This window comes from Photobacterium indicum (genome assembly GCF_003026215.1).
GTDB classification, from domain to species: domain Bacteria; phylum Pseudomonadota; class Gammaproteobacteria; order Enterobacterales; family Vibrionaceae; genus Photobacterium; species Photobacterium indicum.
In genome coordinates this window covers 893186-910007 of the sequence record NZ_PYOC01000001.1, presented here as the reverse complement: position 1 = coordinate 910007, position 16822 = coordinate 893186, and the positions used below count along the sequence as shown (strand labels likewise).

15 protein-coding genes, 2 pseudogenes and 1 riboswitch are annotated in these 16822 nt (G+C 38.3%); of the genes and pseudogenes, 8 read left to right on the top strand and 9 right to left on the bottom strand.

Annotation, left to right across the window (positions count from 1 at the left end):
* Positions 1-610: 610 nt before the first annotated feature.
* Positions 611-919 carry a helix-turn-helix domain-containing protein gene (locus C9J47_RS03990; RefSeq protein ID WP_107252349.1) on the top strand — a complete coding sequence of 103 codons (309 nt, stop codon included), beginning with the start codon at positions 611-613 and terminating at the stop codon, positions 917-919.
* 436 nt (positions 920-1355) lie between these two features.
* Here the strand turns inward: C9J47_RS03990 and C9J47_RS03985 are convergent.
* Positions 1356-1703 (bottom strand): annotated as a pseudogene (locus C9J47_RS03985) (oxidoreductase); the annotation flags it as partial.
* 311 nt (positions 1704-2014) lie between these two features.
* Here C9J47_RS03985 and C9J47_RS03980 point away from each other — a divergent pair.
* The 3 genes from C9J47_RS03980 to C9J47_RS03970 all read left to right on the top strand — a co-directional run bounded on the left by C9J47_RS03980 (position 2015) and on the right by C9J47_RS03970 (position 6335).
* A complete protein-coding gene (locus C9J47_RS03980) occupies positions 2015-3007 on the top strand; it encodes a lipoyl protein ligase domain-containing protein (RefSeq protein ID WP_107252348.1) in 993 nt (330 codons plus the stop codon).
* A gap of 743 nt (positions 3008-3750) precedes the next feature.
* Positions 3751-4992, top strand: coding sequence for a cytosine permease (codB, locus tag C9J47_RS03975; protein ID WP_107252347.1), 1242 nt, complete (start codon positions 3751-3753; stop codon positions 4990-4992).
* Positions 4993-5045: 53 nt separating this feature from the next.
* Positions 5046-6335, top strand: coding sequence for a cytosine deaminase (locus C9J47_RS03970; RefSeq protein WP_107252346.1), 1290 nt, complete (start codon positions 5046-5048; stop codon positions 6333-6335).
* A 96-nt stretch (positions 6336-6431) separates the two neighbouring features.
* Here C9J47_RS03970 and C9J47_RS03965 read toward each other — a convergent pair whose 3' ends face one another.
* The 4 genes from C9J47_RS03965 to C9J47_RS03950 all read right to left on the bottom strand — a co-directional run bounded on the left by C9J47_RS03965 (position 6432) and on the right by C9J47_RS03950 (position 10141).
* On the bottom strand, positions 6432-7643 hold the full coding sequence (locus C9J47_RS03965; RefSeq protein ID WP_107252345.1) for a S1 family peptidase: 1212 nt from the start codon (positions 7641-7643) through the stop codon (positions 6432-6434).
* 223 nt (positions 7644-7866) lie between these two features.
* The gene (locus tag C9J47_RS03960; RefSeq protein WP_107252344.1) at positions 7867-8352 is read right to left on the bottom strand and encodes a hypothetical protein; all 486 of its coding nucleotides are present in this window, start codon (positions 8350-8352) and stop codon (positions 7867-7869) included.
* Positions 8353-8618: 266 nt separating this feature from the next.
* Positions 8619-9623, bottom strand: coding sequence for an adenosine deaminase (locus C9J47_RS03955; protein WP_107252343.1), 1005 nt, complete (start codon positions 9621-9623; stop codon positions 8619-8621).
* 78 nt (positions 9624-9701) lie between these two features.
* Positions 9702-9801, bottom strand: a riboswitch (purine riboswitch).
* An 88-nt stretch (positions 9802-9889) separates the two neighbouring features.
* On the bottom strand, positions 9890-10141 hold the full coding sequence (locus C9J47_RS03950) for a hypothetical protein (RefSeq protein ID WP_107252342.1): 252 nt from the start codon (positions 10139-10141) through the stop codon (positions 9890-9892).
* A gap of 319 nt (positions 10142-10460) precedes the next feature.
* Here C9J47_RS03950 and C9J47_RS03945 point away from each other — a divergent pair, with 319 nt between their 5' ends.
* Together C9J47_RS03945 and C9J47_RS03940 are read left to right on the top strand one after the other, a co-directional pair.
* Positions 10461-11009 carry a DUF2975 domain-containing protein gene (locus C9J47_RS03945; protein ID WP_107252341.1) on the top strand — a complete coding sequence of 183 codons (549 nt, stop codon included), beginning with the start codon at positions 10461-10463 and terminating at the stop codon, positions 11007-11009.
* Positions 11010-11018: 9 nt separating this feature from the next.
* Positions 11019-11243, top strand: a complete 225-nt coding sequence (locus tag C9J47_RS03940) for a helix-turn-helix domain-containing protein (protein ID WP_107242396.1) — start codon at positions 11019-11021, stop codon at positions 11241-11243.
* 98 nt (positions 11244-11341) lie between these two features.
* Here the strand turns inward: C9J47_RS03940 and C9J47_RS03935 are convergent, their stop codons facing one another.
* From C9J47_RS03935 to C9J47_RS03925, 3 genes are read right to left on the bottom strand one after another with little or no spacing between them, the layout of a single operon-like run.
* Positions 11342-12088, bottom strand: a complete 747-nt coding sequence (locus tag C9J47_RS03935) for an ABC transporter ATP-binding protein (RefSeq protein ID WP_107252340.1) — start codon at positions 12086-12088, stop codon at positions 11342-11344.
* Positions 12088-13134, bottom strand: coding sequence for a FecCD family ABC transporter permease (locus C9J47_RS03930; RefSeq protein WP_107252339.1), 1047 nt, complete (start codon positions 13132-13134; stop codon positions 12088-12090). Before C9J47_RS03930 ends, C9J47_RS03935 begins: the two co-directional genes overlap by 1 nt.
* On the bottom strand, positions 13131-14288 hold the full coding sequence (locus C9J47_RS03925; RefSeq protein ID WP_107252338.1) for an ABC transporter substrate-binding protein: 1158 nt from the start codon (positions 14286-14288) through the stop codon (positions 13131-13133). Before C9J47_RS03925 ends, C9J47_RS03930 begins: the two co-directional genes overlap by 4 nt.
* Before the next feature lie 567 nt (positions 14289-14855).
* Here C9J47_RS03925 and C9J47_RS03920 point away from each other — a divergent pair.
* Both C9J47_RS03920 and C9J47_RS27285 read left to right on the top strand, forming a co-directional pair.
* Positions 14856-16070, top strand: a complete 1215-nt coding sequence (locus C9J47_RS03920) for a 4Fe-4S binding protein (protein WP_107252704.1) — start codon at positions 14856-14858, stop codon at positions 16068-16070.
* Positions 16071-16149: 79 nt separating this feature from the next.
* Positions 16150-16251: pseudogene (locus C9J47_RS27285) on the top strand (universal stress protein); the annotation flags it as partial.
* Between the two features lie 101 nt (positions 16252-16352).
* Here the strand turns inward: C9J47_RS27285 and C9J47_RS27565 are convergent.
* A complete protein-coding gene (locus tag C9J47_RS27565) occupies positions 16353-16712 on the bottom strand; it encodes a DUF6404 family protein (protein ID WP_107252337.1) in 360 nt (119 codons plus the stop codon).
* Between the last annotated feature and the right edge of the window lie 110 nt (positions 16713-16822).

Here is a 16822-nt window from a genome sequence, read left to right as displayed (position 1 = left end):
ACCTCTCACAATTATAAGTATTGGGGTTTATACTTATTAATTTTTCACATATTAGGATTCAATCCAGGTTTGAATCTCCTTCATATTGTAATAAATTTTTCTATCAGGGGCTTTTACCCAATGTACGCCTTCAATAAAAACTGCTTTATACCTCCACTTATCTAATGAATATTTAGTAATGCCTATTTCTTTAAAAACAATACATGCTCTAACCCATCTCATTTATATTTCCTCAACAAATCTCGTGTGATTTAAATGTAGGGATGGTTTTCACGAAGTTCAAATGTTAACTTAGTAATGATTTACTTATAACCAAAAATAATATATTTAATTGTTATATAATTAAATATGGTTAAGCACCATCCTTTATAGCTTTCTTATTTTTCAAAAAAACAGAAATACATAAAAACCCCCTCATGATAATTTATAAGTTTTTTTAATATAACTTTTTACTCTAAAACAAAATTGCAGTTTATTTTATCCTGCCTACCAGAATAATTAACAAAATTAACCACTATTCTTTTTTGTTGTAATTTATTAAATTTACTATAATTATCTAATGATAGTTATTAAGTAATACTTAATAGTGGATGTATTAAAAGGAAGTGATATGGAAGTGTACGCAAGAAGGATAAAAAATCTTAGAGAAAAAAACAATCTGACGCAAAATGAACTAGGGACACATATTCACCCAGGAGCAAATACACCTGGAGTAAATATATCTCAATACGAAACATCAACCCATGAGCCGCCTATAGCGGTGATGAGTAAAATTGCATCAACATTTGATGTACCTTTATGCTATTTCTATTGTAATGATGAAAACTTAGCTTCCTTTATTATTGATTATCACAAATTGAACGCTGAAAGTAAGAAAACACTGAATAACTTCTTTGATTGTTTTGTAAAAAATAACTAAAGATATTCTTATAAAAATATGGAAAAGAACTTGCTTAGCATACATATAAAGACGGAGGTGGTTGGTGAATAGATACCTTTATACCCAAAATTTCAGGGTTCAACAGTTTGCTGATGCCTGTACTATTAGTTATTTCGTCAATATCCGCTCGTATCTAACTGGATGACAATTTTAATGTCGGTAAAAATACGGTAAAAATGGGGTCTTTTTAGAGGCTACTCTAGACGATATAAGGCGACCATGAAATTTGTATCACATTGATGCTATTGGATAAAACCTTGATCTATAAAAAGTAAAAATACCTCTGCAGCGGGTTCGATTCCCGCTGCACGCTCCAAACAACAACGAAGCCGCTCATTGAGCGGCTTTTTTGTATCTGACCTTATCAAAACCCTATTTTTCTTTATCGCTATCAACAACAAACTAATACTCAGGATTATATCAGACTCGTCAACATCTCATCTGAATATTCAACTAACTCTTTCCCATCACAAACACGCTCTACATAATCAGGGTTGGCAATAAATGGTCGACCAATCGCAAGCAGATCAAATTTATCATCCGAAATTGCTTTACTACCTGTTTCAGCGGTAAAACTGCCGACCCCCACTAACGTCTTGCTATAAATGCTGCGAACATAACTTGAAGCTCGACCACCTAAATAGTCAAACTCCATAGCATCATCGAAAATGCCAATATGTAAAAAAGCTAAATCACGTTTCTCTAGCTCAGGAACAAGATAATCGAAAACATCACGGTCACGGCTGTCACCAGCCATATTGAATCAGTCTAATTACCTACACCATCAATTTGTTCTGCTGGGGTTACAGGTGGCCACTCTTTAAATGTTGCTAAATGCTGTGTAACAGCTGTTTGCGCAAGAGCTAAATAAAACCCCATAATTGCGCGGAAAATATGATTTTGACAAAGTTCATTCGGGTCTGTGCTATTTCACCGTCTTCATTCTCAGACACTTACGACATAGTCTAAAAACAGCATCAAGCATAACCATTTAATTTATGTATAAAAATATGTTTCAAACATACACACCTATGCGTACAATCCGCTCACTGTATTGATTACTGGACACTGATAATGGAATTGCAGACTTACCTATCATTATCGACCAATCCTTGGTTTAACCAAGCGGTTGAAGATGTGTTGTTTAATTCTCTCAAGAAAAATCAAGCTATTTTACTGATATGGCGAGACCGCCCATCAATCAATATAGGTAAAGACCAAAATCCATGGCTCGTTTGTAATACTCAAAACGTACATAAGAGCAACTTAAGTATTGTTCGGCGACAAACTTATGGTGGTGCCGTATACCAAGATCCAGACCACTCAAATTTTTCCATCATGGGTAATCAATTAGCGATTAACTCAACCACGGTAAATACAATACTCACATTATTTCTTGAGCAATTAAAACTAATCGGTCGGGTCAACAATAAGAACGAAATCATTATTTCAGAAAAGAAGATATCAAATAGTGTTGATACAATTGTTGATAACAAATTCCTTCAACATTGCACTATTCGGGTAAACACAGATATCTCTGTGGTTGAGTTTTTTACTAATCGACAATATGAAGAATCAGATCCGTATAGACTGCTACAAAAATATGGCAATTTATCAGACTCAAAACCGTTTATTAATCATGAAACCATAGAGCAAGCATTAATGAATGCATGCTGTAAGCACCTTAATGTCTCAACTAAAGGTCAAAGACTTAATATTAACCCATTGCCTAATTTGCCTGGTCTGGGTAAAAAACTTCATGTGATATCAAGCTGGGATTGGAATTATGGTCAATCACCTGAATTTAACCGCCAATTAATTGGGCACTTCTCATGGGGGAAAGTTGAACTAGATATCACTGTGATTAAAGGAACAATCCAGTATGTTCGCTTTAAGGCCCCCTCTCTATTTGAGCCTCTTCTAGCGCACTTCTCTAAAGTGATTATCGGATACCCTTATCAAACAAAATCAATCACATCCGTAATAGGAACACTAATGATTCATTTTAGTGACAGTCACAAAACGCTATTAGAATTTGGAAATTGGCTTGAAAAAAAATGGCTATAGGTCTAAATAAATGACGTAACTTTACTCATAGTTACCAAGAATTGAACTAAATCAAAATTACTATTATTTCATATCTATTTCACTTTTAATGTATTGACATTGTCAGAGCCAGCATCATTTCTAGCCTTGCAGGATTTCCCACAGAGTTATACACAACTTCTGTGGATAACGTAATAACTCAGAGTTACCCACACCATTACAACTATTGTTATTCTCTTTATTTATTTTGTCATTTTCTTATTATTTTTGTATTAAAAACATAATTATTAAACAAAACGTGTAAGCCTGTTTGTTTCTTAGAACATTTAAAAACTTATGCACAGTTTTTTTTACTTATGCTATTTGAACAGTGTTTATTCAGCAATGATTAAGCAAAAAACGGGAAAATCACAACTATTCCACTAAATGCTCATATTGACATAAAATAATCAACTTACGGCCCCTAAACTCTCACAAGCAATCGTTTTCATGGGAAATAAATAATAAAAATAAAAATCATAATACATTGTTTATATTGACTTAATATTCACAACAAAGCTTAAACCCCACCTAAAGTACAAAACTTAGATTGACAGCATTATTTTAGCCACTACAATACGCGCCGTTTGCCTATATTAAGGTAGCAAGAATAACAATGCATATTGTGATCGCTTAATTTTCACAATGTATGCAACACCTATAATATTGACTTTTTATTTTCGTAATTGGGTATATTTACGAAAACTACTTAGCAGAGGTATAAAATGGCTAGCGATAATAACTATAGTCTGGGTCCGGTTCCTAACTCAGCAAGAAAAGGCGTTGCGTCGCTTACCATGGTGATGCTGGGATTAACGTTCTTTTCTGCCAGTATGTGGACAGGTGGGACACTCGGTACTGGTCTCTCCTTTGATGATTTCCTCCTCGCTGTTCTTATTGGTAATTTAATTCTCGGTATATACACTTCCTGTCTCGGTTATATTGGCGCTTCATCCGGTTTATCTACTCACCTTCTCGCTCGATTCTCCTTTGGTTCTAAAGGCTCTTGGCTTCCTTCACTCATTCTCGGCGGCACACAAGTTGGTTGGTTTGGTGTTGGCGTCGCAATGTTTTCTATCCCCGTTCATAAAGCCACTGGCATTGACACCAACATCCTCATCCTCGTTTCTGGTCTTCTAATGACCGCCACTGTTTACTTCGGCATCTCTGCCCTAATGATTCTTTCAGCAATTGCTGTTCCTGCTATCGCTATTCTAGGCGGTTACTCTGTCAATGAAGCGGTCAATAGTGTGGGCGGCATCGATGGATTAAGAGCCGTTACACCAGCAGAACCGATGGAGTTTTCAACAGCATTAGTTTTAGTGGTGGGCTCATTCATTTCAGCCGGTACATTAACAGCTGACTTTGTTCGATTTGGCAAGAAACCAAGAAGCGCAGTTTTCGTCACTATGGCTGCTTTCTTTGTGGGCAACTCATTAATGTTTTTATTCGGTGCTGCTGGCGCTGCTGCAACGGGCCAGTCTGATATTTCAGAAGTTATGATTGCACAAGGTCTTCTTATTCCTGCCATCATTGTTCTTGGGTTGAATATCTGGACAACCAATGACAATGCACTTTACGCATCAGGTTTAGGTTTTTCTAACATTACAGGGCTGCCAAGTAAGTACTTATCGATGATTAATGGTGTAGTCGGTACACTATGTGCACTTTGGTTATACAATAACTTTGTTGGTTGGTTAACATTCCTATCAGCGGCAATTCCACCGATTGGCGGCATTATTATTGCAGATTTCTTGAAAAACCGTCATCGTTACAAAGATTTTGCGAATGCTGAATTTAAAACAGTAAACTGGGCTGCTATTGCGGGTGTGGCAATTGGTATTGCAGCAGGTCACTACTTACCAGGAATCGTACCTATAAATGCGGTTTTAGGTGGTGCTATCAGCTACCTGATTCTGAATCCGCTTTTAAACCGTGTTGCTGAAACAGCACCAGAACAAGCTTAAATAGATTATCAGAAGTATTTATAAACGTCAGAGAAACGCATAAGGATAACAAGATGCAATCTTCGAATATGCTAATTAAAAACATCACATTACAAGGCACGGAAGGCCTGCATCAAATTCTGATTGAAAATGGACGTTTTAAGACAATCACATCAATGGATAACGAACTAACCGTTAATGCCGACAGTGCCATTGTTGATGGTGAAGGTGGCCTTGCCGTGCCGCCTTTCTGTGAACCTCATATCCATTTAGATACAACACAAACAGCAGGCGAGCCCAGCTGGAATATCTCAGGTACTTTATTTGAAGGTATCGAGCGCTGGTCTGAGCGTAAATCACTGCTTTCTATTGAAGATGTTAAAACGCGCGCCAAGCAAACGCTAAAATGGCAAATCGCCAATGGTGTACAACATGTTCGTACGCATATTGATGTTTCAGATCCGACTCTTATTGCACTAAAAGCCATGCTTGAAGTAAAAGAAGAGATGAAACAATGGGTTGATATTCAAATTGTTGCTTTCCCGCAAGAAGGTATTCTTTCTTACCCTAACGGTAAAGAGTTACTGGAAGAAGCAGTAAAGCTAGGTGCCGATGTTATTGGTGCAATTCCCCACTTCGAATTTACCCGTGAATACGGTATTGAATCTCTGCATTATGTGTTTGAGCTTGCCCGTAAATATGACCGTTTGATCGACGTGCATTGTGACGAAATTGATGACGAACAATCACGCTTTGTCGAAACTGTTGCTGCATTGGCGCATAAGTTTGATATGGGCGATAAAGTAACGGCAAGTCATACAACGGCGATGCACTCATACAATGGTGCTTATGCTTCTCGCTTGTTTCGCCTATTGAAGATGTCTGGTATTAACTTTGTGGCTAACCCATTGGTGAATATTCATCTTCAAGGCCGTTTTGATGATTACCCAAAACGCCGTGGTATTACACGCGTTAAAGAAATGCTAGCCGCTGATATTAATGTTTGTTTTGGTCACGATGATGTCTTTGACCCTTGGTATCCTTTAGGCACTGCTAACATGCTGCAAGTTTTACATATGGGTCTGCATGTGTGCCAAGTAATGGGCTACGATCAAATAAATAATTCACTCGATCTGATTAGTACTAAATCAGCGCGTACATTAAACATTCTTGATACCTACGGACTCGATGAAGGTAAAGCTGCTAGCTTACTTATTCTACCTGCAGAGAATGGTTTTGATGCTGTTCGTCGCCAAGTACCTGTTCGTTACTCAATTCGACATGGCAAAATACTGGCAGAAACACAACCAGCAGTAACAAGTATTAATCTAGAAGAAACTGAAAGTGTGACTTTCCGTCGCTAGTTTTTACTACTAAAGAATATAAAAGCCACCGATTGTATTGGGTTTTCCTACCGAACAGTTATGGTGGCTTTTTATTTAATGTGACTTCTGCTTAATTTAGCATTTAACCCTATTGGCGTTACGTCTAAAGGCTGTAATTAACGCTAACAACAGTAAACTTAACCATGATGACGTTCCACCGTTATCTTCATGTTCAATCAAATTACAATTATTTGGCGAAATAGAATCGACCCCATTAAGGCATTGCTTTCGACTGTCTTTAATAAAATTAGGCTCTTGAATAGAATCGTTTGGTACAGTGCCCATATAAGATTGAATCCAATCAAAATAAGTACCCACTCGGGTGTAAAAGGTAGGACGATTGATCGAGCCACACACCGGCGAACCAACAGGTGAACCACTCACAATACCATGCTGAACCCACGCATTATTACTGTTTAACGCCCTTAGTGGTCCACCACTGTCACCTTTACATGAGTCATTACCAACAGAGCCACCAACCTCTAATAATTCGGACGGCAAAGTACATACTTTCGTTTTATTAAAAGGGGTGTCAATAATAAAAGGCGTATCGTTACCATTTTCTAAACGTTCATAACATTCGTACATGGGTAAAAAAGATAATGTTGTTTCTTTAAGTACGTTGGACTGCTCTGTCCCTTCTGAGTTTGTGGCTCCCCAACCAGAAACTTTGATATTGTTAGGACGAGAATGCTCTTGCCATTGTGCACTTAATCTTGCGTCAATTTCGTCAGCACTCGGCGCATTAGCAAGTTCTACTGGTGTTATATCACTAAATACACGGTTAACTCTTAGCAAGGCTAAGTCACTATCCAATGCGGTATGCACCAATTCAGTCACTTTAGTACCGTCTGACTCATAGCTAGTGTCATGAAACGCGAAGGGGGTGTAGTCAGGATGCACAACAACATGTGAAACCGAATAAAAATGTTCTATATCCGTCAGGGTTAAATCATTAATACCAGCAGAAATACTGATTCGACTCGGTTTTAATACGAAATAACTTCCAGCATCAATAGAAGAGCCTGAACTCATCACAACACAATGCGCAGCAGTCAAAATCCAATTTTCATTAATGACCGTTGCACCACAAATCGGCATGTCATTCAGTTCGCTTACCCGTATTGTCGCCATCCAATTTTGCTCGCCTACAGGTACATCAGTTCCCCCGACGACGTATGGTGTGATCTCGCTTGCATGAATACTGAAAGCGCCTACCAAGCAACACATACTCAATAGACTTCCACTGATCGCCTTTCTGATAAATGCCGAGTCTCCCTTGCCCATATCGCACTTTCCTTGTTTATAAACAACTTTGGCAATATAAGCACAAACAGGAAAATACAAAGAGAGTTGAAAGATTGGAGTGCGATTGACTTCATCCTTTTACATTAAAGGTATTACATCGACAAATAAGAAAGATAAGTCGCTCTCATTTAACGTCATAAAAACAAAAAAGCCACATCATTATGATATGGCTATAAAGTTCGACGATACTAGTTCGTTATCGTTATTTCAACGTCGCGCAGTTAACATCATCATAATCGATTTGAACAAACAAACCACCCAACTCAGCTGCTAACGTCGGGTAAAAGTCTAAATTTTTCGCTGTTTTAATGTCATCTAAATCAATTTTGTAGACGTCTAAACCCACTTTTTTTATTTCATCTGGTACACAGGCTTTATTTCCACTTTCAAAACACAAACCTTCATCACTAACCACAATTTGACCGCATGATTGTGCATGTACTGTGATGCCTGCGTTAGTCAGATCGGCTTTAATACCATCAGGTAAACTATCAGGTAGCGAAGCTTTCGTGCCATCATTAAGATCACTTAATTTATAATAACCATTAGGTAAACCCGTTGATGAATTTTCCACTTGTACACCAGAAACAGCAAACACTTTTGTTTGACCATTCAGAATGTCTTTAACATCGTCTTCATCACAACCAACAAGCGCTAATAGCGCCAATAGCACAACTGCCTTTTTCATGATAATCCCTTGTCTTTAAATTATGTATTTCAAAATAATGTTACATTCCTCGTATCACCCACCCCAAATCAAATGGTGACGCACGAGATTATTGATATAGTGAATGATAGTATCTTTGTCTTTACAAAAAATCACCTCTATATCAACTTGAATGCGGGTGTTATCTGTTTTTATAATTAAAAGCATAGGCTGTTGATTAATTAATATGCAAATTTGGATGCGCCTATAGATCCCCTCGATTTCAGATAATAACGGCGCACTCTTTCTTACCCTTTCATCATATATGTATCTACCAGCACAACTAAACGGGCTTTTTCATCGTCCGAAATGAAACTTGCTTCGATACCGTTCCTTGTAAACTGTGCAATCTCATTCTTTGTCATTGAATGTGCATCCGCCACCGCATGAAAATTCGCATTCATATAGCCACCAAAATACGCGGGGTCATCAGAGTTAATTGTTACACACATGCCTTTACGCAATAAATCGACAATATTGTGCTGTTCCATTTTATCGAATACTTTTAACTTAATGTTCGATAATGGGCATACCGTTAATGGCGTACGATCTTCAATCAGCTTTGCAACTAATGCGTGATCTTCGACACAGCGAACGCCGTGATCAATACGCGTAATACCCAACATACTAAGTGCATCGTGAATATTCTGAGCTGGCCCTTCTTCACCGGCATGAGCCACTGTTAAAAACCCTTCATTCAATGCCTTTTGGAACACCTTCGCGAATTTCTCTGGGGGGTGACCTTGCTCTGAAGAATCCAAACCCACACCGATGATTTTATCTTTGTGCGGTATAGCTTGTTCAAGCGTTGCCAACGCAGCCGTTTCATCTAGATGGCGCAGGAAACACATAATTAGCTGGCTCGAAATACCCAGCACTTTGTTAGCCTCTTCAAGGGCACGGTGTATTCCGCTTACTACTGTATCAAAAGCGATACCACGATCGGTATGAGTTTGAGGATCAAAGAAAATTTCGGTGTGTACGACGTTATCTTCTTTACAGCGAAGTAAATATGCCCAGGTAAGATCAAAGAAATCTTGCTCATGAATCAGTACGTTTGCCCCCTGATAATAGATATCAAGAAACGATTGAAGATTATGAAATTGGTACGCGTCGTGAACTTCTTGTGGTGACTGGAAGGGAATCTGTACCTGATTACGTTTAGCTAACTCAAACATAAGTTCAGGCTCTAGCGAACCTTCTATATGAAGGTGAAGCTCAACTTTTGGCAATCCGTTAATAAAGTCTTTCATATCATACTCTTAATCTAATGGGGTTTAGATTAACAGCCTTTCTACTCAGCAGTTTTTAGACATACAAAGAGAAAAGCGATCAATCACTCAACTCTTCGTAATCAGAATTTTACGGATTCTGGTAGAGACCCCCACACCCTATAAGTGGGGTTATACGAAGTAACTTTACCAATTATTACAAGCACTAAACAGCTTAATCATTTTGGTAAAGTTACTACTGAATTTTTCCATACTTCATACGATGGCGCAATCAACAAATCAATTAATTAAAGATCGCTTCTGCATTCATGAATTTTTGTACCCATATTAACTTCTGGTAATGGCTTAATATCATTACTTGTTTGTATTTCGCCGTTATAAGCCTGAAGAAACGCTTTAAGCAAATGTTCTTCTTTAACTAATAATATTTTAGCAGCATTTACCTCTTCGAGTTCTGGATGCTTTTCCCTGAATTGAATGAGCTTTGCATAACTGTTCTTTAATTTATTAGTTAACTGTCTATCGATGATAAAACTCATATACAACATTCCCTTAGTAGATAAGGCATACTATAAAGCATTTTCTGTACCAAGTTTTAACAGCTGCTATGTCGTAACTTTATGTCATGATTTGCATATTGAAATGCTTTTTTCAACGCAAATTGATTATTTATATAAATCAACTACTTCACTCAGCACACAGTACTAATAAGTAGAGGATATCTTACAGAGTAAAGTCATAAGCAGAATATTCCAACACACCAAAACAATAATTTCATATCGATAAACGATAATTATACATTGATCTTCGATTGGAATGATCTTAGTATTTGCACATCCACTTAACAGGAAGTTCGTTATGTCTAAGATTCAAAAACAAAGTCGCCGTGCCCGTTTGTTATTTCAGTTCTTTTTTGCACTTACACCTATTGCGGTGTGTTACTACTGGCTAACCGTTGAAACACCGTACGACTTTTTAACCTCGCGCGGTATTATTCAACTCAGTTATGACTTCGACAGTTACACGCAGCTGCCGTTCACACTCACAACGCGAATTTTGGCGATGGTCACTAGCTTATTACTATGCTGTATCATTATGTATGCCTTAAAAGTACTAATTCGTTTATTTCGCAACTACGAACAAAACGAAATATTCACCCTTGAAAATGCCAACTACTATCAAAAGTTAGGTTACAGCGTGTTCTATTGGGTTGGCGCTTCTGTAGTATATGGCACGTTAATGTCGGTAGTTTTATCGTTTAATAACCCTCCTGGTGAGCGCATGCTAGCAATTAGCTTTGTTGGTATGGATTTTTTGACTATAGTATTCGGATTTATTGTTCTGATCATTTCATGGGTGATGAAGGAAGGATACACACTTGCCGATGAAAACAGCCACACGATTTAAGGAGTCATAATGACTATTCGTATTAACTTAGATGTGATGATGGCAAAACGGAAAATGCGCTTAAAGACCTTAGCCCAGCTGGTAGAAATTACCGAAGCCAACTTATCTGTATTAAAAAACGGAAAAGCGAAAGCCGTCCGTTTCTCGACACTCGCTAAATTATGTGAGGTATTAGAATGTCAGCCTGGTGATATTCTAGAATTCGAAGCCAATAGCAACGAACAACAACGCTAGCGGTAATCTTGAAAGCTAAAAATACTAAAGCCCACATAACCGATTAAAACATGGAGTTATGTGGGCTTTTCTTTTTGATTAAGTGTTATCGCAAAAAACTACGAACGCACGACAACCACGGGATAGTCATCCAGCTGAATGATTTGGGACTTCACGTTAAACAAGTCTTTGATCAGCTGTTCATCAATAATATGCGTCGGTTCACCATACGCAAAAAGTCGTCCGTCGTGTAATGCTGCCACTTTATCAGAATACTGAATAGCGAGATTCAAATCATGTACCACCATTAAAGCGCACGCTGAATACTGGCGCGTATACAATTTTACATACTCAAGCAGTTTAAGCTGATTACTCATATCCAGTGCTGACGTCGGTTCATCCAGTATTAACACTTTGGGTTTATTGATAACCGCTTGCGCTAAGCCTACCATTTGGCTTTCACCTCCTGATAACTCAGTACAAATTTTATTCGCTAAATGAATAATGCCAATACTATGTAATAAAGCTAATGCTTTTTCTGCACTATCGGCTTTAGTAAATAATGAATTTGATCCAACATGCATGGTCGTAATAAGTAATTCGACAACACTGATACTTGCGGTAATACGGTGGTCTTGCGGCAGATAGCCAATTTCATCAAGAACCAACGGTTTGCCAGCTAAGGTGATCAAGTGAGGATTAAACCGGATCAGCTTGGTCATCTGTTTAAGCACCGTCGACTTCCCTGCCCCATTCTTACCAATTAACGAGACCATTTCACCAGCATGAATTTCTGGAATTGTCAGGTCATTCAACACACGATTACCACCAAACGACACAGAGAGATTACTAATTTTAAGTGCCATTAGAACTTACCGCCCTTTTTCACAATTAAGAAAATAAAGAATGGTATACCCACCATCGACATCACAACGGTTAATGGCAGAATAATACCCGGCATAATTGATTTACTGGCAATAGAAGCCAGCTCTAATAAGACCGCGCCCAGCAAGAAAGAGGCAGGTAAGAAATAACGCTGATCTTCACCTAATATCATGCGGGCAATATGCGGTGCAACAAGCCCAACAAAACCAACAGCACCAACAAAAGAAACCGAAAGAGATGTAATAACAGAGACTAATAATAAGGTTTTAACGCGTAGTCGATTAACATTGATCCCCATTGATTCTGCACGTTCTTGACCAATTTTAAGTGTCGACAACTTCCATGAATCTTTCATCATAATGGCAAGTACGATAGGTAATAGAATCGCTAGAACCGTAATCTTTTCCCAGCTACCACGATCTAATGATCCCATTTGCCAAAACACTAATGTCTGCAACTGTGTCTCTGTCGCGATGTATTGCATCATAGTTAGCATGCTGTCGTAGGCAAACATGATTGCCACACCAAATAGCATTACACCTTCTATCGACACGCGTTTTATAGAAGACACGCCAGCAATCATGAATGTCGTTAACAAGCACATAATGAACGCCATGAATGCAACTTGGTATTCGACCGGAATAAATGGAATAGCAATCACATTAGTAATAACTAAAGACGCACCAAAACCAGCAGCAGCCGACACGCCGAACGTATAAGGATCGGCGAGTGGATTATTCAACGTGGTTTGCATTTGCGCCCCTGCTAATGCTAAAGCCCCACCCACTAAAGGTGCCATCAATGACATTGGCATACGAATATCCCAAATGATGATACGGCTAGCAATATCACTCGACGATGGATGAAAAATACCATTCAATACTTGGTCAAGGGTCAAACCTTGCGATCCAATAAGAATATCTGCAACTAAGCAAATAATGCTCATAACAAAGAAGACTGCCAAGGCAATCTTCTTTTTCTGGTTACGAGCACGATGAGCGGTTAACTCAAGTGCAATAGAACTCACTTCTTCATTGCCTCGAAGTTATTTTGACCAAATACACCTGTCGCTTTACGGTTCGCAAACTTCAGGTTCATTTCTTCAAATGTTTTTTCTGGGTTCAGATCTTTAAACTGTTCTGGGTGAACCCATTTAGCAAAATATTCCATTGCCACTAAATTGTACGGTGAGTTATAGAAAGGCATATAAATAGAATACACGTTCTTATTCTGGTACGCATTTATGGCCTTTAACCATGAACGGTCCATCAATTTACTTGTGGCTTTGCTAATTGCAGCCTGATTTAAAGGAGCATAACCAAATGGAACACCGCTCGTTACATTCCCTTTTTTATCAATCCAACCCGTTGTTTGCATGATGTATACATCGGGTTGAGCACTGATCACACTTTCTGGTGACATCTGCCCTGTAATCGCGCCTTTAAGCGGCTTATCTGCAATGTTCGTTGCTTTTAAATAAGGGATATATGCGCCCATATTACCGGTCGCGAATGTTTGGCAACAAGAACCGTCATAACCTGCCGCACGCTCGATGAATACACGCTTATTACGTTCTGACGCAGGTAGCGTTGCAACTATATTCGTTAAGCTTTTCACATGCTGTTGATAATACTCTGCAAATGCTTTGCCCTGCTCTTCTTTACCCAGTGCTTTCGCTAACGTTGTCACAGATTTCACAGTATTTTTTACAGGGTCTTCACGGAAATCAATGGCAATAACCTTAATGCCTAACTTGTCTAATTTAGCAATAAGCCCCTTTTCTTCTGCTAGTTTTATATTGGAAATATCGACAACAAAAAGATCCGGTCGGTTCTTCATATTAATAAAGCGTTCGGTATCAAATTCACCTGATTTAATTTTTCCAATATGTGGAACATCTTTCAGCTGTGGGAAATCTTTGATGTAATTGGCGTACATGCTCGGGGCAGAAAGGCGCATATCATCACGCCAAGCAACAAGATGGTCAGCAGCCTCTTGCTGATAAATAATTTCTAGTAATGGAAAAACACGACCTGTCGATAAAGCGATATTTTCGGGCTGTGATTCAATCGTAACCTGACGACCAGAAACATCAGTAACAGTGACGGGAAATTGCGAAGCCATTGATGAGAATGATAACAGCACAGAAGAGAGACAAAGTAATTTAAACGCGTTTTTCATGTTATTTAACAACAATAAAGATATTTGACGCCAATACTAATGATAATAATTATCAGTTTAAATATCGTTTATTGGGATATTATCTTGCAGTTTTGTTAAATAGCCCTTAATTATATTATGGATTTTACATCAGGGCTCGCGACGTTACTGAATCCATTTAGCCAATTATTTTTCAGATAAAGCCGTGAATAGTTCTACTGAATCGCTACAGGCATTAACCTAAGCGACAATAGGTATAATGCGATAATAGCTGTAGTGGTCGTGTTTCCAGTCGAACATTTGTAACACGGCATTGATCCCAACAAAACTCGCCCTTTGGGAGTGGCAAGCCTTAGTTAACCGCGGATTAGTGGCACATATACACAATAGTGAAAAATGTATTAGCGGTATTTCTAGTTTAGGAAACAAAGCCTACTTAATCTTTATTTGTTCTTTTTAGCTCTAAAGTAGTACTCTATTTTGCGTTAAATTTAATGCGTATCAAAGAAAGTGTAGAAGTTGATTTTACCATCAGATTTGCTGCTAAGAACTTTATATAATGCGGCTAAAACTTCGAATGGTGCCGTTTTGACTTTTATTGAATCAATGACTTTAATGCTTGCCTTAATCTATAGCGTAAGCCTGCTTTATACCAGTGGCAAAAAGCTGGGTGCAGCTGCTGTCACAATCATTGTAATCTGCGCAACTTTAGCCTCATTATATTGGCCCTTATTATTAGCATTAGTCTTAGCTGTGATTATTATCACCGGCTTCCACAAAATTCGTCCTGAAACTGCACAAGCAAACCAAAGACCAAATATTCTTCGTGTAGTTTGTCAGCATGCTATGGCGTTATCTTTCTTTTTTGTCACCATTCAATATGTAATCCATACGGCACTATTAACCGCACAAATTTCACCGAGCTTTCTACGCCCTGATGTGACCGATGCTTTCTTACCTATCGCCGCCGCCATTGAAATAAAGGCAATTGTTAGCCTTGGCTTTTGGGATCAAACGCATCCAGCTGGTGCGGTAATGTTATTTACAGTCTTAGTTACTGGGATTATTTGTAAACGAGCATTTTGTGGTTGGATATGTCCTTTAGGCTTAGTGGGTGAATACATCTATAACTGGCGGCTAAAATTTATTAAAAAAGCCTACCTAGCACCAATATGGTTAGATTGGCCTTTGCGAATGATTAAGTATCTGTTATTAGCCTTTTTCACCTTCATTTCACTTGGTATGCACCCTACTAATATTCCGTATTACCTTAACGGTAACTACCACAAAATTGCAGATGTAAAAACTGCATGGCTATTTGTTGCACCGGGCACTATCACGTTAGTGGTGCTAGGTATTATGTTATTCATGGCTGCTTGGCGTAAACGAGCGTTCTGTCGCTATTTTTGTCCTTATGGTGCACTTTTAGGTTTGGCGAGCTTTGTCAGTCTTTTTAAAATTCGTCGTGAAAAGAGTCACTGCTTAAATGAACGTGGTGATATGAATTGTGATAAATGTACTCGTGCCTGCCCCTCTAATATCATAATTCATACTGCAACACAAATTCGTACCGATGAATGCCAAGCTTGTATGCGTTGTGTTTCGGCTTGCCCTAAAAAAGAAGCATTAGGCTTTAAAACTCGTAACGGCTGGCACCTTTCAAGTAAGCAGCTAATGACGGTAATATTTATTATTATGTTTGGGATACCATTATTGGCTTTTGCTAGTGGTTTTTGGCACAGTCAAACCAGTAATGAAATTCGAATTCAGCTCATACAAATGATGGATTATATTAGTTATTAATTAAGCACAGTCTGTAATCATTTATCGGTATACAGGCTTACAACTCATGGTAAATCGACACGTAAGCGAGTGTTAAATCGAAATGGATATCGATTTAGTTGTTTGCGGCCACCACCATAATTTTTTTAGTCGTCTATTCTCATCTGTGCCCAAATTGGCAAATGCCGTTGAATTCTCCTAAATATATAACGCCATGCATAAGTTGCCCTACGGTTAATTCACCAAGCGCACTGACGCCATACCAAAACTACGGAGAAAAACGTGTCAACTTAATGTTTTAGGCTATTCAGCTAAAGAATGATCGCTTAACCACTTTGACCATGATGTGATTTTAAGCTTCTTTGAGTAGTACAAAACTTCCAAGCTCAACCATAAACCTGTAGTGAAACCAAAAAGTAGCGATATATATAGATTCCTAATATTTGGTTCTTGCAACCGCCATACCATTAGCCACATACCTCCCCCCCAAGTCACCGTTCCCAGAACTAATTGCCAAACAAAGAGCTTCCATGGCGATTCAAATAAACAAGGCTTCGCGTTCGAACTAAATAGCTTGTACCATAAAAAAGGATAAGGCCTCACTACTGTTCTACTCGCGCCTTTTTGGCGCAAATAAATCTCTATAAATTCTTTCTTATTCATGATTAATCGTATTAGGTTTAATAAAAATCAAGTTAATCACATCATATTTACGCCAAGTGTGATGTATGACCCATACACTCACCTTGCATATGAAAAATAAGATTTCGAGA

Bases quoted from the DNA above. Each gene is read 5' to 3' on its own strand.
- C9J47_RS03950 (WP_107252342.1), bottom strand. From the start codon at position 10,141: ATGAGTTTTATCATCGATAGACAGTTAACTAATAAATTAAAGAACAGT.
- codB (WP_107252347.1), top strand. From the start codon at position 3,751: ATGGCTAGCGATAATAACTATAGTCTGGGTCCGGTTCCTAACTCAGCA.
- C9J47_RS03945 (WP_107252341.1), top strand. From the start codon at position 10,461: ATGTCTAAGATTCAAAAACAAAGTCGCCGTGCCCGTTTGTTATTTCAG.
- C9J47_RS03990 (WP_107252349.1), top strand. From the start codon at position 611: ATGGAAGTGTACGCAAGAAGGATAAAAAATCTTAGAGAAAAAAACAAT.
- C9J47_RS03980 (WP_107252348.1), top strand. From the start codon at position 2,015: ATGGAATTGCAGACTTACCTATCATTATCGACCAATCCTTGGTTTAAC.
- C9J47_RS03925 (WP_107252338.1), bottom strand. From the start codon at position 14,288: ATGAAAAACGCGTTTAAATTACTTTGTCTCTCTTCTGTGCTGTTATCA.
- C9J47_RS03935 (WP_107252340.1), bottom strand. From the start codon at position 12,088: ATGGCACTTAAAATTAGTAATCTCTCTGTGTCGTTTGGTGGTAATCGT.
- C9J47_RS03965 (WP_107252345.1), bottom strand. From the start codon at position 7,643: ATGGGCAAGGGAGACTCGGCATTTATCAGAAAGGCGATCAGTGGAAGT.
- C9J47_RS03940 (WP_107242396.1), top strand. From the start codon at position 11,019: ATGACTATTCGTATTAACTTAGATGTGATGATGGCAAAACGGAAAATG.
- C9J47_RS27565 (WP_107252337.1), bottom strand. From the start codon at position 16,712: ATGAATAAGAAAGAATTTATAGAGATTTATTTGCGCCAAAAAGGCGCG.
- C9J47_RS03960 (WP_107252344.1), bottom strand. From the start codon at position 8,352: ATGAAAAAGGCAGTTGTGCTATTGGCGCTATTAGCGCTTGTTGGTTGT.
- C9J47_RS03955 (WP_107252343.1), bottom strand. From the start codon at position 9,623: ATGAAAGACTTTATTAACGGATTGCCAAAAGTTGAGCTTCACCTTCAT.
- C9J47_RS03970 (WP_107252346.1), top strand. From the start codon at position 5,046: ATGCAATCTTCGAATATGCTAATTAAAAACATCACATTACAAGGCACG.